Origin of the sequence: Oribacterium sp. P9 (assembly GCF_046365365.1) — a bacterium.
Taxonomy (GTDB): Bacteria; Bacillota; Clostridia; order Lachnospirales; family Lachnospiraceae; genus Oribacterium.
The window spans coordinates 90,602-105,982 of sequence record NZ_JBKEIS010000006.1; the positions used below are offsets into that span (position 1 = coordinate 90,602).

Genomic DNA, 15,381 nt, shown 5'->3' on the forward strand with positions numbered 1-15,381 from the left:
TATAAGGCGCTTGATATATCATCATCTAGTGGAGGAAATTATGAGAAAGACATTATCCCTTGTGCTTGCAGCTGCTATGCTGAGCACCACCATCGCTGCGTGCGGTTCATCGAACAACACCGCTACAACCACCGCTGCCGCTGCTGAGACTACAGCCGCTGCTGAGACTTCAGCTGCTGAGACCACCGCTGCTGCGGGAGAGACTGCAGACGCGTCTGCTGCCCAGGACTTCGCCGGCCAGACCCTGACCATCTCGACCTTCTCGTTCAACGCGGAGCTTCTTCAGAAGAACGTATATGATCCGTTCATGGAGCAGACCGGCGCGAAGCTTGTCGTAGAGACCGGTAAGAACGCAGAGCGTGTAACGAAGATCGAGGAGTCTCCGGAGAATTACGATGTGGTCATCATCGGCGATTCTTTCGCAGCACAGCTTGCCAATGACGGTATCTTCGAGAGCATCGATCGTTCGAAGATCGCGAACCTCGATTCTATCTATGATGTCGCGAAGGCACCGATGGGCGAGGAGTACGGCCCGGCTTACACCTTCAACCGTCTCGGTATCGTCTATGATCCGTCGATGATCGACGTAGAGATCAAGAGCTTCGCAGACCTCTGGAATCCAGAGCTGAAGGACTGCATCGCTGTTCCGGATATCACCACCACCTCCGGTATGCTGTTCTACTATGCAACCGCAGCTGCCTTCGGTCTGACCCCGGGTCAGGACGATGACGCCATCTTCGCAAAGCTCGAGGAGCTGAAGCCGAATGTCGTAAAGACCTGGACTTCTGCCAACGACACCATCACCATGCTGAACCAGGGTGAGGCTTCCGTTGCGACCCTCCTCGACTACAGCTACACCGCTGCGAAGCAGGCAAACCCGGACTATGTATGGGTGAATCCGAGCGAGGGTAACTTCGCCGGCTTCAACATGCTGAACATCACGAAGGACTGCAAGAATAAGGAGCTCGCGGAGGCGTTCATCGACTTCTACCTTTCCAAGGACGTACAGCAGGCCGAGGCACTCGACGGTGTCGACTCTCCGGTAAATACCGAGGTCGAGCTCACCGAGGAGCAGGCTGCAAACTTCACCTATGGTCAGGAGATGGTCGACAGCCTGGTCCTTCCGGACTGGTCCCTCATCACAGAGAAGAAGGCGGACTGGATCAACCGCTGGAACGAGCTGTTCTCAGTTCAGTAATAATAAATTGGAGATGAAGAAATGAAAAAGAACAAAGCCCTGCTGCTGATCACCATCCTGGTATACGTCTTTCTGATCGGACCGCTCCTGATTATCATGGCGGCCTCCTTCAGTGATACAAATTATCTGACGTTTCCAGGCCATGGATTCACACTGAAGTGGTATGCACAGGTGCTGACGATGAAGTCCTTCATCTCCGCAGCACAGACCTCGGTGATCGTCGCGATCGTGTCGACCCTGCTCGCCCTGGTACTCGGACTGCCGGCGGCCTATGCGCTGAACCGCTATTCGTTCCGCGGCAAGGAAGCCATCAAGACCGTCTTCCTGTCACCGGTGCTGGTTCCGGTCGTCGTACTCGGTTTCGTCATGCTCCGTTATGTTGTCAATGTGCTGAAGCTTCCAGTGATGCCGAGTCTTCTGATCGGCCACACCCTGCTCGGTATCCCATACGTCATGCGTGTGGTGACCGCGAGCCTCGCGAACTTCGACTTCGCGATCGAGGAAGCAGCCGGCAGTCTGGGTGCGACGAAGGTGTATTCCTTCTTCCATATCATCCTGCCGAACATCAAATCCGCCATCGCGTCGGCCTCGATCATGGCGATGATTAACTCCTTTAACAACGTATCGCTGTCGGCCTTCCTGACCGGCCCGGGCGTCAATGTACTCCCGATCGAGATGATGAGCTACGTAGAGTATCACTTCGACCCGACCATCGCCGCCCTCGCGACCCTCATGATGGTCATCACCCTCGGCATCATGCTCCTGATCGAGAAGACCCTCGGACTGAAGTCGGTGGTGTAAGCATCGAAAACTGAACAAGAATCGGAAATGGGTGGTGATCACATGATCATCACCCATTTGCTTTCGGCGGGATAGTAGACCAACCGGAAGCTCTGCTCCAGGCCGCCGAGGACGGCGGTGCAGCTGAAATCCCGGCTGGGGATACCTGCGTAGTGCTTCTCCTCGGAGGACTTCACATGGATGTTCTGGATGTAATGGATCTCGCCGTCGTCTCCTTCGAACTTGAAGGAAAGCGGGATGATCGTACCGGAGCTGGTGAACCAGCTCTTGACGGCGATGGGGTATGGGCGACCCTTACGGGTGCCGCTGTCGATGTGCGGGAGCACATCACTGATGGCAGTGAAACCGGTCATAATATTGTTTCCTTATTGTAGTCCACCGTTCGCCGCTCGCGGGAGATACCGCCGTTCATGTGGTCGATGGCGTACGGATCCGCGCAGCCGGGGGCGGAAACGAAGCGGGCGCGCTTGATCGCGTCGTTTCCATAGCGGGTACGGATTTCATCGACGGCGCACTCGGCCTGGCGCAGCTTCCCATAGTCGTAGCGGTCGAAGAGGTCCACCTGTCGGCCGACAGCGTGGCTCACCTTACTGGTGTGGATGCCCAGGTGGCGGATCGGGTAACCGGTCCACAGCTCATCGAAGCAGCGACATGCGGCATCGTAGATTTCCAGCGTCAGGTCCGTCGGTGAGCGGAGCTGCTTCTGATGCCCGTAGAAGCGAAGCTCGCTGTCGCGAATGCTGATATCCACACAGCTGACACGAACCTCATCGGCACGGATGCGCTGGGAAACCGTCTCTGCGAGGGAGAGAAGATGCCAGTAGGCCTCCTGTCGGTCCGTCACGTCATGGATGGTCGTGCAGGAGTTTCCATAGCCCTTCGGCGGGGCCTCCATGAGCTGTGGGATGACCGGACTGTCGTCGATGCCGCAGGCGAACTGCCGTACCAGAAGTCCATGCGACTTCATGCGGTGATAGAGTATGTCCGGGTCGAACTGCGCGAGCGCACCGATGGTATGGATGCCCAGGCGATGCAGCTTCGGGGCCGTCGCGTAGCCGACATAGAAGAGCTCCTCCACGGGGAGCGGCCACATCTTATGCTCGATTTCAGACGGCCAGAGGGTATGCACCTGATCCGGCTTCTGGAAGTCGGAGGCCATCTTCGCAAGCAGTTTGTTACTCGAGATGCCGATGTTCACCGTGAAGCCGAGCTCCTCTCGGATCCGCTCCTTCAGCTGCCAGGCCAGCAGTACCGCTCGATGCTCGACCTCGCTCTGCCAGGTGGCATCGATCTCCGCCGGCAGAAGAATCGCATCGAAGGTACGGATGCGGTCTTCGAGCGTGTTTGTGGAGCCTGTCGCCCGCTGCCTGTCGGATGGAGTGGATGAAGGGACGAGTACGGTATGGTCGGTAGAGGCATCGGCCGGGGACGGCCCTGGTGCAGTATGGCGGAGCAGCAGTGCGCGGTCCTGAAGCCAGGGCGTGCCCGTCATGTCGAGGAAGGCCTCGTCGATGCTGTACTTCTCGATGATGTCTGTGTACTCCTCGAGAATCTCGATCATCGCCCGGCTCGCGTGGCTGTAGAGCGTGTAGTTCGGCGGGACGATGACGAGCTCCGGGCACTTCCGCCGCGCGTCCACGATGGGCTCGCCGGTCTTAATATGATATTTTTTCGCCGGAATCGACTTCGTGAGGATGATTCCATGACGCTTACTCTGGTCGCCGCCCACCGCACTCGGAATCGTGCGGAGATCGAGCGTGCCGCCGAGATGGTGGATCCGATAGCACGCCTCCCAGCTGAGAAACGCAGAATTCACATCGATATGAAAGATAATCCGTTCCATAATCCCACCTCTTAACGCGAAACGCTTGACAAACATCTGTTCTATTTATTATGATAGCCGTGAACGGAACGGATGTCAATCATAAAAACGAGCAGATGTTCTAATTAATTTTTATAACAGCGCCCGGCGCAGGGCGGGAAAATAGAGGGAGCTAGATGGAGCAGGAGAATCGGAGAGAGCACGGGCGGACGGGATATCAGGGCCCGCGTGCAGAGCGACAGCAGCATAAAGAAGAGATAGAGATGCATTCGGCCCATGCAAGTGACCGGGACCCGGGACCTTCCCGTCAGGCGGAGGACACCAGCAGTGAACGTGGAAAAAGCCGTCGGAAGCCCGAAAACCAGCAGGTGGTGAGGACTGAACAGCGGAGAGAATCTTCGATAGAAGTGCAGCAGGCACCGGCAGCCGGGGCGATGCGAGGAACGAAGCGCTGGGTCGGGCTGTGGAGTGTCCTTCTGCTCGGCATCATCGTGGCGCTGGGCGTGATGATGCTCCGTCCGGAGAGTGAAAAGCGTGTGCCATCAGATGGCTGTAATATAGGAGAAAATCGGACGGCTTCCAGTGAAACCACGGGTATGAATGAAGAAGCCGGTGCAGATGAGGCCGACTCGACAGGAAAGGAAATGGATGGGTTCGTTTCCGAATCCGATGAAAGTGAGAGCGGAGCGGACGACACCACGATCATGATCGAAAATCCGATGGAGGCAGATGCGGCCGGGAGCGCTGGGGCTTTGGGGGATGCCGAAACAGAGGGGACGGAAGCTGTGAAGGGAGCGACGCGCCTTCTGTTTGCGGGCGATGTGTATCTCAGCGACCACGTGCTGGAAGCGTATGACGCAGCCGGCGGCATCGACGGTGTCCTGTCGCAGGGCTACCAGGCGGAGATTCAGGCGGCGGATTTTTTTATGACGAATGAAGAATTTCCGTTTAGTACGCGTGGGACGCCGGCACCAGACAAGCAGTTCACCTTTCGTGTACATCCGGAGAAGGTGAAGCTGATGCAGGAGATGGGGATCGACCTCGTCACGCTCGCAAACAATCATGCACTTGACTATGGGCGTGACGCGATGCTCGATACGATCGATACGCTGGACCATGCAGGGATCCGTCACGTGGGTGCCGGAAAGAACCTTGCGGAGGCACGGAAGCCGGACGTCGTCGAGCTGAACGGGCGGACGTTTGCCTTTATCGGCGCGACGCGTGTATATCCGGAGGCGGACTGGGCGGCGGGCACGGATTCTGCCGGCATGTTTTCAGCCTATGATGGCGGTGCACAGCTCGCGGAGGAAGTGAAGGCGGCGAAGCAGCAGGCGGACTATGTCATCGCCTATGTGCACTGGGGCATCGAGCGGGAGGAGACGCCAAACGAGGTGCAGAAAAGCATCGCGCACCGACTTGTGGATGCGGGTGCAGATCTGGTGGTCGGCGCACATCCGCACGTTCTGCAGGGCATCGAATACTACCAGGGCGTGCCGATCGCGTACTCGCTCGGAAACTTCGTGTTCGGCAGCTCGATTCCGAGCACCGCACTGCTACAGGCAGATGTCGATGACGAGGGCATCCGGCTTCGCCTGATACCAGGTACGTCTGCCGCCGGCTATACGCGGAAGCTGGACGATGCGGAGAAGATCGCCGCCTTTTATGAAAAGATGAGCGGTCTCAGCAGTGGTGTGAAGATCGACGCGGATGGATATGTCAGTGCGTCGTGAGATGAATGAATAAATATTATCTATATCTGCCATGTCAAATATGTTATGATGAACGGAGTCTGGTGAACATACAGTCGATTCCGAAGCGCGGGATGATGTGCTGAACCGGATATGGACAGATGGTGTAGAGCAGGGAGGACTGGATATGCTGATGAAACGAACACCGATGCGGGATTATATGCTGATTGCGCTGGGCGCGCTGCTGATGGCGATTGGCAGTAAAAATATCTATGATCCGAATCAGCTGGTCGTCGGTGGTGTGACGGGTCTCGGCATCATCCTGCGGAGCTGGATCGGGATGCCGCTGTGGCTCAGTAATACTCTGCTCAACATCCCGCTGTTTCTTGCGGCGTGGAAGTTTCTCGGCGCGAAGTTTATCGGCAGGACTCTGTATGGTGCGGCGATGCTGTCCTTTTTCCTCTGGCTGCTGCCTGGTGTCAGTCTGATTCCAGATGGTGATCTGCTGCTGGCAGCTGTATTCGGCGGTATCCTTTCGGGGCTCGGCTTCGGCTTGATCCTGATCGGACAGGCGACGACCGGCGGTACAGATATCCTGGCAGCGCTCCTGCATATTCCGTTTCCGCAGTACAGCATCCCGCAGATTCTCCAGGTCATCGACTGGGGGATCGTCGCTATCGGTGTCGGTGCGTTCGGTGGTATCCATGCGCTGTATGCAATCATCTCTGTCTATGTCGTGACGAAGGTGTCGAACGGCCTGATGGAAGGCATGCATTACGCGAAGGCGGTCTGGATCATCACGTCGGAGCCGACGCAGATTTCGGATGCCATCCTGCAGAAGCTGGACCGTGGTGTCACTGGTGTGCATGCGATCGGTATGTACTCCGGTAAGGAAACGACGATGCTTTACAGCATCATGTCGAACCGCGAGATCACGTACCTGAAGGATCTCGTACATGAAATCGATCCGAACGCCTTCGTGATCCTCTCGGATGTCCGCGAGGTCATGGGAGAGGGCTTCTCCCGCGAGAAGCCGATACCGAAATCCGGGTCCCCTGCTATCTGAACGCTTACCACTGGGTGTTACCGTTCAGACAGGGCTGCTGTCTGCCGAGCCACGAGTGAACAGTAACCGCCGGGGCGCCGGTGTTTGTGAACTGTGAGAATTCCGCTTTACATTTGGCGGGCGACGTGCTATATTGTAATGGCGTTTTGAGGCGCATGCTACTGTAGCACAGTCGGTAGTGCATCTGATTCGTAATCAGAAGGTCACCGGTTCGAATCCGGTCAGTAGCTCGATATTCTCTTGTGACAGCAGTGTCAATCTGAACTAGAGTGACTACCGTTAAATCGTAAAGCGAATATTACCGAAGACAGAGTCCTGGTTTCAGATGCGAGAAACCAGGACTTTTTTGTAACACAGCTGACGGACGCGTCGGCGTTACTGCGCAAACGTTGTTCAGTCAAGGCTGCCCTCAGGGGCGTCTATGCAAAGGAGATTCCAGTGAAAAAAATAGTGAGTGCAGCCATAGCGACCGCGGCTCTGACCATCACAGCGACGGTGACAGCATTGGCCGGAAGCTGGGGACAGCAGAACGGTTCGTGGGTGTATCTGAACGACGCCGGACAGCTTCAGACGGGCTGGGCGTGGATCGATGGCAACCAGGACGGGATCGCCGAGTCGTATTATTTTGATCTGAATGGATGCTTAGCGACCGCTACGACGACACCGGATGGCTATACCGTGAATTCGGATGGCGCCTGGGTACAGGATGGAAGCGTGCAGACGAAGGTGATTCCTCTTTCGAATCCGAATGCGCTGGGCCGTCTCGGTACGGTAGCCGGCAGCTCGTCGATGTCGAGCGACAGCTTCCTGGTCGCAGGCAGTGCATACGAGAATGGCAAGAATTATATGCATTCACAGGAATCACTGCAGCAGGTCACCGGTCGTAAGGATATCGTAAACTTCGCGCGGCAGTATGTCGGTGCAGGCAAGCTCCGCTATGGTGCTGGTACGAATCTGAACGGTGGGCCGGTGGACTGCTCTGGTTTCGTGCTCGCCGTCTTCCGTCAGTTCGGCATTTCGCTTCCGAGAACCTCCGCCGAGCAGTGCGCAGCTGCTCCGCGTTATGTTTCCGAGGCAGAGATGCTTCCGGGCGATCTGATTTTCTATGGTAACGGTGGTCGCGTGAATCATGTCGCCATCTATACCGGTGAGAATTCCATCGTCCATGCGACGAACAGCTCCCGCGGCTGGGTCTTCGAGGACAGCGGTTCTTCTGCGATACACTACGCCCCGATCATCGCCATCGGGCGGTACTGGTGATATAATCCGGCGCGCGGTATGAATGTACTGCCGGGATGTTCATGCAGTTATGGTCTGGAAACTTCGCGCATGACGCCTGCGGATTATCCCGGTTTGACGGATCGTGTCAGGGTGTGTTGTAGAAGCGAAAATCCGGCGCGCGGTGAACCCGTAAAGGTCGACAGCATTGGCGGAAGCACATGGAGGTGCACATGTTTTTCTTCTTCGGAATCATGAATGATCAGAAGAATCTCGATTTTCATCAGCCGATGACCTGCGATGTGTGCGGGCGCATGGGGCAGTACCAGGTGTTTGTGACGTATATGGTGCTGTCGATTTTCTTCATTCCGATTTTTAAGTGGGGGCGTACGTACTATGTGCGCACGAGCTGCTGCGGCTCGCTGTATCAGCTTCGTCCGGAGGTCGGTCGCGCGATCGAGCGTGGAGAGAACGTTGCGATACAGCAGACGGACCTCTACCTCGAACAGCGTGGGCAGGCAGGCGCACAGAATCACTCCGCTAGTGCGCAGAATGACGCAACGTATGGACAGAATACGGCCGGGGCTTCAGCAGGAAGTACGCAGCAGCGGCTCCTCGAGCAGCAGGGCAAGTGGACGAAGGTCTGCTACAATTGCGGCTACACCACGACGGAAGACTTCGAGTACTGCCCGAAGTGCGGGAAGAAGTTCGAGTATACAGAACAGAAGTGATATCGTGGGTCGAAGCTCGAGTTTAAGGATAGGAGAGAACATCATGAGTAAAGTGGTTCTGGCCATCGTCTTTATCATCATCTGCCTGAGTGTCATGATCGGCATCCCGGTGTATCTGTACAGGAAATATAAGAAGCTGCAGAAGAAGTGAAGTATGCGACGAGCGGTCCAGCTAGCCGCCATCCGGGTTGAAATTTCCGGGTCGTCGCACAGCCAAAACCACATGACAGGGGGACACAGTTATGTTAAATGCAGTAGGCCGGGACATCCCGGACGAGATTCTGAAGCGCTATGGGAAGGAGCCGTTCCGGGGCAGCAACTACCGGGACGACAAACCATATACGAAGGCGGCGCCGACAGTGCGCGGCATGGTCGACCCACGGAGAAGCAAGATGGTCGGCAGTATCCGCGAGGCACTCGAGAAGTGCGGCGCGCGGGACGGCATGGTCTTTTCCTTCCATCATCACTTCCGCGATGGTGACCACATCGTCAACATGGTGCTCGAGGCCGCACAGGAGATGGGCCTCCGCGATCTGACGATCTGCGCGTCGTCGCTCGGCAAGTCACACAGCCGCGTCGCACAGATGATCGAAGAGGGCACCGTCATCGGCATCCAGACCTCCGGCATCCGTGACCGTATCGGCGAGGACGTATCCTTCGGCCGACTCGCGACACCGGCGATCATCCGAAGCCACGGCGGCCGCGTGCGCGCCATCGAAGAAGGGGACGTCCACATTGACATCGCATTTATCGGTGCGCCGACTGCGGACGAGTATGGCAACCTCCGCGGCGTCGGCGGCAAGAGTGACTGCGGCGTGCTGTCCTACAGTGTCGTGGATTCCCGCTACGCCGACCACGTCGTCGCCATCACCGACACCATGGTGCCGTTCCCGAACTTCCCGCCATCCATCCCGATGGTCGACGTCGATTATGTCTGCGTCGTCGACGAAATCGGCGACCCGGCGAAGATCGCGAGCAACGTCATCCGCATGACCCAGGACGTCCGCGAGCTGAAGATGGCTGAAGACTGCGCACGCGTCATGGCCGCGACCCCGTACTTCCGCGACGGATTTTCCTTCCAGACCGGTGGCGGCGGCGCATCCCTCGCCGCGACCCGCTTCCTCGAGCCGTTCCTCGCCGAGCGCCAGATCCATATGAGCTTCGCCATCGGCGGCATCACGAAGCCACTCGTCGACCTCCTGCATAAGGGCTACATCCGCACGATCGTCGATGCTCAATGCTTCGATCAGACGGCCATCCAGTCAATCCGAGAGGACCCGCAGCACTACGAGATCTCGACCTCCGAGTACGCGAACCCGCTGAATAAGGGAGCCTTCGTCAACAAGCTCGACTTCGTCATCCTCGGCGCGCTCGAGATCGACACCGACTTCAACGTGAACGTCACCACCGGTTCCGACGGCGTGCTCCGCGGCGCCCCGGGCGGACACCCGGACACGGCAGCCGGATGCCAATGCTCCATCATCGTGGCACCCCTGATCCGTGGTCGTATCCCGACCGTCGTCGATCGCGTCGTGACCTGCGTGACCCCTGGTGAGAACATCGACGTCCTCGTCACGGACTACGGCATCGCCGTGAACTCGCGCCGGAAGGACCTTCTCCAGTGGCTCCGGGATGCGAAGCTCCCGCTCATCACCATCGAAGAGCTGCGTGACATCGCATACAGCATCGTCGGCCGCCCGGACCCGATCGAGTTCCACGACGAGGTCGTCGGCATCATCGAGGCCCGTGACGGCAGCATCATCGATGTCGTGCGCCGCGTCGAACCGCAGAAGCCGTTGCACTGGATTGTGTAAGTTTGCCGGCCACCAGCTCCTCTGGAGCGAGCATCGCATTGCGATGCAATAAAAGAGTAGAAAAGCAGCTCCGCGAGGGCTGCTTTTTATGTTGGGCTCTAGACCAGCTTGGCTGCTGTAGGATGCCTGCCGGTTATGCCGCTGTGCACTGCACGTTATATAAGCAGGCGTCGAAAAACGTCTGGTTATACTCGACTAATTGGCGAACATCACCCGAAATACCGTAAAAAATCTGTAAAAATTGTGTATAGACCATATAAAATCCCTGTTTTTTCTTCTGAATACATGCGGTATAATGGAACAAACTGGGCTTTATACAGCGGCGTGTTTTTGTACTGCACACGTTAAAAAAATAACGAAACGGACGCCAGAAGCGTTCCTGCTGTAAAGATGGGAGAGCACCTCATACGACGATCATGCCGGCATATCTCGCCGGTCAGGGCATCGGTATATTTATGAGCACCTCATGCGAAGACCATGCCGGCCACGATCTGCCACATGTATTACGATCGCGGCGACGGCCGGCCAGGAAATCCGCCTGGACTGGTTGTGAAACCAGAAGCAACACCGCCCGGTATCACATAAAGCAAGACTGAACCGAACATCCTGTGGCGATGACGCCACGAATATTAAGGGAGAAACCATGCTGACAATACTAGTGAGTCTTTTGGGAGGCCTCGGCCTGTTTATCGCAGGTATGTACATGATGAGCCACGGTATCGAGAAGGTCGCCGGCGCGAAGCTGCGCAGTATCCTCGAAACCTGCACCCACAACCGCCTGACCGGCCTTCTGGTCGGACTGTTCTTCACCGCCGTGATCCAGTCCTCCAGCACCGCCACCGTCATGGCCGTCACCTTCGTGAACTCCGGCCTCATGGCGCTGAACAACGCCTGCGGCATCATCCTGGGCGCGAACATCGGTACCACCGTCACCGCGCTCCTCGTCGCCTTCCGCCTCTCCGCGATCGCACCGATCTTCGTGTTCGCGGGTGCCGTGATGATGAACTTCATCCCGAACCAGGTGGTGAAAAAATCCGGCGAAATCGTGATGGGCTTCGGCCTCCTCTTCGTCGGCATCTCCACGATGTCGGCGGCGATGGGCACACTCCGTGACATCCCGGAAGTCATCCACTTCCTGTCCTCGTTCACGAACCCGATCCTCGGCGTGCTGATGGGCTTCGTCATCACCTCGATCGTGCAGTCCTCGTCCGTCACCGTCTCGATCCTCGTCGTCATGGGCGCACAGGGCCTCGTCGACCTCCGGATCTGCATGTTCATCATCCTGGGCTGCAACATCGGCGCATGCTCGAGCGCGATCCTCACCGCGATCCCGTGCAAGAAGGACGCGAAGCGTGCCGCCCTCATCCATCTGCTGTTTAATGTCTTCGGCACCATACTGATGTTTGTCCTGCTGCTGTTATTCGCGCCGCAGATCGAGATGATCATCCGGACGATCGCCGGTACCGGTGACGACGCCGGCTCCCTCGGCAGAAGCATTGCCTTCGCACACTTCCTCTTCAAGGTGTTCCAGGTGATCGTGTTCTACCCGTTCATGGACCAGATCATCCGCCTCACCTACGTGCTCGTGAAGGGCGAGGACGAGGTGCAGAAGGATGGCGCGTACGAGCTCCAGTACATCAACCTCAGCAAGCTCCCGAACCCGGCCGTCGCGATCTACATGGCGCAGCAGGAGATGGAGCGCATGGCCCGTATGGCCTTCGAAAACCTGAACGGCGCAGTTCAATGTCTCCTGCGCGATGACGCAGATGGCCTCGCGAAGATCTACGAAAACGAGCATTATATCGACTGGCTCTCCGAGCAGATCAGCACCTACCTAACGCGTATCAACCAGAACGCGATCCCGCTCCGTGACGCCGACCTCATCGCCGGATACTTCCATGTGAACTCCGACATCGAGCGTATCGGCGACCACGCAGAGGACATCGCGGACATCCTGAAGGATTTCAAGCTGAAGAACGTACAGCTGAGCACGGAAGGGAAGGAGGATATCAGGGGCATGCTCGACGTCGTCAACAAGCTCATGAAGGACTCCCTCGACATCTTCGCCACCGGCGATATGACCCACCTCGAAGAGGTGCGTGTCCTCGAGGATCGGACTGACGAACTCGAGACCAGCCTCCAGGATCGCCACATCCAGCGCCTCAGCGCCGGCAAATGCTCCGGCGAAGCCAGCGTCTCCTTCTCGGACCTCGTATCCGGCCTCGAGCGCGTCGGCGACCACGCCATCAACATCGCCTTCTCACTCTACGAAGCAAAATCACACACCCAGCCAGGCACCGCGAAAATCGCGAAACCGTAAAAGCGAGGGCAGGAAAAGAACAGGGGCTGTTGCACGACCGGATTGAAAAATCTGGTTGTACAGCAGCTTTTCTTTCGAATAAAGCATCGCGTGTCCAGCCGTTACTGTTCAGACAGGGTGATGTCTTCATCCTCGTTTGATTTTTTAGAGATGTCTATGCCGAGCGTCTCTTTTTGTTTGTTTGCCCACCCCATTCGACTGCCTTTATCTATTTACATATCGGTCCCGCCCCGTGCAAACAAACAAAAAAATCGACGATTTTTTCTTTGCGTGGGGATGCCGCGCTGGAATACTGCTCGATTTTCAGACGATCATCGAGCGCGGCCCGGAAATTTTCACTTAGGAACCGGGTGAAATAGATGAAGATGGATGGCACTATCCAATAACCAGTTGTTTTCGAAATCGTGGATATTTTTAACACCATCTATCATTTTTGTGTACGGAGCTAAACTATCTAAGATTTTCAAATAGGGCACTTATTGGATAGTTTTCTGCGAAATCAGGCATACGCATATAAGCGTACTATCGAATAATCCTCGCTTTTTAAAATAGTGGATATGTATTTCTGGCTTCAGAGAAGAGTTTCTTTTGGCTGATATCCAATAAACCTTCTTTTTTTAAATACTGGATACGCGAGCCCAGATTCCTCTTAGGAAATAAGGCTTTTCGTATCCAGTATTTTTGAAATCGCCTAAGAGTGGATAGTTTGCAGCCACCTGTCATGCTTACAGTCAAAAAACATATCCAGTATTTTCATCATCAAACCATATTGGATAGTAACGTTGACCAGGGGCTGCGAAGGGGCGACAATGGAATACTGTTCCTACGTTGCTGCCCCTCCGGCTCCTGCCTGAATCCGGTTGACGAGGGAACAGTAATGTTTGGTCAGTAATATGCGCGCGGATGCAACTATATTTAGTTGCATCCGCGCGTTTGAAAGTATATACTACTACCCAAATCAAACAATTGATAGAAATATTAGAACAGGAGGAACTCATATGAATAATACAATTCAATATAAAGGATATGTCGGAAGTGTTGAATTTTCTGAAGAAGATGGTATTTTTTACGGTAAAGTTCTCGGCATCCGTTCATTGATTTCCTACGAGGGGGAAAATGCGAAAGAACTTTTAGATGATTTTCACGGTGCAGTGGATGATTATCTGGAGTCCTGTAAAGAGCTTGGGAAAGAGCCTGAGGTTGCCTTTAAAGGCAGTTTCAATATCCGCCTTTCCCCTGACCTCCATAAAAAAATATTTATTTACACCGCTGCACATCACATGACGATAAATAAGTATATCGAAAAAACGCTTGAAGATTCCCCAGCAGCTCAAGTTGTAATTTGAAATTTCTCGTATGACCAATACCATCCAGAATAACAGTAAAGTCTAGCTTATCAAGCATCAAAACAGGGATTGACCACAACGGTCAATCCCTGTTCCTTACTATACCATATTCGATTGTTTACAGGAACATGCTGAGTAGTGCGCCCATGCCGAGTCCCATGAAGTTTCCGACGGCGCCGCCGAGTACACCCATGAGTACGCCGATGCCAGCGTAGGAGGTGTCATACGCAGTCGCGATGATCGGGGCCGTCGCGGTACCACCGATGCAGGCTACAGAAGCGGTCGAGCACATGCAGAGATCCCAGTGGAAGAGCTTCGACAGGAGGAACATGAGCACGACGTGTACAACGATGATCGCGATACCATAGACAACCCACATCGGAGCTGCGAGGAGGTCGACGAGGGTCGAGGTCGACGCCAGCATGGAGATGACAGTGTAGAGGTATAAGCCGGAGAGCTCGGAAACGCCCGGGAGTTTACCGATCGGCGTCATCGCAGAGATCAGACCGAGAATCGTGACGAAGAGGGTCGTGCAGGTTCCCTTATCAAACATCGCGAGACCGACACTCTTAAAGAAGGCGCCCATCTGTGCACCGACGAACTGACCGAATACCGACACCATCAGGCTGACGCTGAGCAGGATGACGAGATCATTGGCTGACGGATGCACATTCTTCTCACGCTTCACCTCTTCATTTGCAACTGCAGCGATCGCATCGAGCTTCGAGGTATCTGCCTTGGTTGCCTTGTTCCACTTCGGAGCGAACTTTACAGCGAAGAGGAGCAGCGCGATCCACATGGAGTAGCACGCAGTATCGAGTGCCAGCGCACAGGAGTAGGCACCACCGTCGACCGGAAGGGCATCCTGCATCGCCGCCATGTTCGCAGAACCGCCGACCCATGACGCATAGAGCGCAGCCGTCGCACCCCAGGTCTTCTCTGCGCCACCGAGGGCGTTCACGAAGAGTGGGTAGAGCGCGAAGAAACCGACGCCGAGTGTGACCGCACTGCCCATGAAGATGCAGATCATACGCGGTCCGAGCTTCGCGAGCTTACGGAAATCGCAACGCAGCAGCATGATGAAAATCATCGCATACAGAAGATTATTCTTGACTGCACCGTACGCCGCACGACATCCGTCGGAATCGTAGAAACCGATGGTGCAGAAGAACATGTTGATGATGTAGACCCACACGATCGCCGGAACGTAGTTGAAGATCTTCCACTTCGCGTACTTCTCCAACGCGAGGATGATGCCAGACAGCATCAGCAGGAAGGCGATGTAAGTAAAGCCGTTTTGAATTGCAAACATAAAGATACACTCCTTTTTATTTTTTACAGCGGTGAACGATTCACCACTGCAGTTAACATAGCTCT

Annotated in this window: 12 protein-coding genes and 1 tRNA gene; 10 read left to right on the forward strand and 3 right to left on the reverse strand. The window is 55.6% G+C overall.

Annotation, left to right across the window (positions count from 1 at the left end; translation table 11 throughout):
• The first annotated feature begins 40 nt into the window (after positions 1-40).
• Together ACK8P7_RS05640 and ACK8P7_RS05645 are read left to right on the forward strand one after the other, a co-directional pair.
• A complete protein-coding gene (locus tag ACK8P7_RS05640) occupies positions 41-1,198 on the forward strand; it encodes an ABC transporter substrate-binding protein (RefSeq protein WP_410043246.1) in 1,158 nt (385 codons plus the stop codon).
• 21 nt (positions 1,199-1,219) lie between these two features.
• Positions 1,220-1,999: an ABC transporter permease gene (locus ACK8P7_RS05645; protein ID WP_410043247.1), complete on the forward strand. Its 780-nt coding sequence runs from the start codon at positions 1,220-1,222 to the stop codon at positions 1,997-1,999.
• Positions 2,000-2,037: 38 nt separating this feature from the next.
• On the opposite strand, the gene ACK8P7_RS05650 is transcribed toward ACK8P7_RS05645, so the two are convergent.
• Complete coding sequence (locus tag ACK8P7_RS05650; protein ID WP_410043248.1) at positions 2,038-2,352, reverse strand: hypothetical protein; 315 nt, start codon at positions 2,350-2,352, stop codon at positions 2,038-2,040.
• Positions 2,349-3,842: a DNA polymerase IV gene (locus tag ACK8P7_RS05655; protein ID WP_410043249.1), complete on the reverse strand. Its 1,494-nt coding sequence runs from the start codon at positions 3,840-3,842 to the stop codon at positions 2,349-2,351. The genes ACK8P7_RS05650 and ACK8P7_RS05655 overlap by 4 nt, the downstream gene beginning before the upstream one ends.
• Positions 3,843-3,997: 155 nt before the next feature.
• Between ACK8P7_RS05655 and ACK8P7_RS05660 the strand changes: the two genes are divergently transcribed.
• The 8 genes from ACK8P7_RS05660 (at position 3,998) to ACK8P7_RS05695 (ending at position 14,004) form a co-directional block, all read left to right on the forward strand.
• Complete coding sequence (locus ACK8P7_RS05660; protein WP_410043250.1) at positions 3,998-5,551, forward strand: CapA family protein; 1,554 nt, start codon at positions 3,998-4,000, stop codon at positions 5,549-5,551.
• A 145-nt stretch (positions 5,552-5,696) separates the two neighbouring features.
• Complete coding sequence (locus tag ACK8P7_RS05665) at positions 5,697-6,575, forward strand: YitT family protein (RefSeq protein ID WP_410043251.1); 879 nt, start codon at positions 5,697-5,699, stop codon at positions 6,573-6,575.
• Between the two features lie 157 nt (positions 6,576-6,732).
• Positions 6,733-6,805 (forward strand) — tRNA-Thr (locus tag ACK8P7_RS05670).
• Between the two features lie 208 nt (positions 6,806-7,013).
• Complete coding sequence (locus ACK8P7_RS05675; RefSeq protein ID WP_410043252.1) at positions 7,014-7,835, forward strand: NlpC/P60 family protein; 822 nt, start codon at positions 7,014-7,016, stop codon at positions 7,833-7,835.
• Positions 7,836-8,047: 212 nt separating this feature from the next.
• Complete coding sequence (locus ACK8P7_RS05680) at positions 8,048-8,524, forward strand: zinc ribbon domain-containing protein (RefSeq protein WP_410043253.1); 477 nt, start codon at positions 8,048-8,050, stop codon at positions 8,522-8,524.
• 242 nt (positions 8,525-8,766) lie between these two features.
• Positions 8,767-10,338, forward strand: coding sequence for a citrate lyase subunit alpha (gene citF / locus ACK8P7_RS05685; RefSeq protein ID WP_410043254.1), 1,572 nt, complete (start codon positions 8,767-8,769; stop codon positions 10,336-10,338).
• A gap of 643 nt (positions 10,339-10,981) precedes the next feature.
• The gene (locus ACK8P7_RS05690; protein ID WP_410043255.1) at positions 10,982-12,658 is read left to right on the forward strand and encodes a Na/Pi cotransporter family protein; all 1,677 of its coding nucleotides are present in this window, start codon (positions 10,982-10,984) and stop codon (positions 12,656-12,658) included.
• Between the two features lie 998 nt (positions 12,659-13,656).
• Entirely contained in the window at positions 13,657-14,004 is a 348-nt protein-coding gene (locus tag ACK8P7_RS05695; RefSeq protein WP_410043256.1) for a type II toxin-antitoxin system HicB family antitoxin, read from the forward strand.
• A gap of 118 nt (positions 14,005-14,122) precedes the next feature.
• On the opposite strand, the gene ACK8P7_RS05700 is transcribed toward ACK8P7_RS05695, so the two are convergent.
• Positions 14,123-15,316 (reverse strand): DUF819 family protein, encoded by a 1,194-nt coding sequence (locus tag ACK8P7_RS05700; RefSeq protein ID WP_410043257.1) that lies wholly within the window; start codon positions 15,314-15,316, stop codon positions 14,123-14,125.
• Between the last annotated feature and the right edge of the window lie 65 nt (positions 15,317-15,381).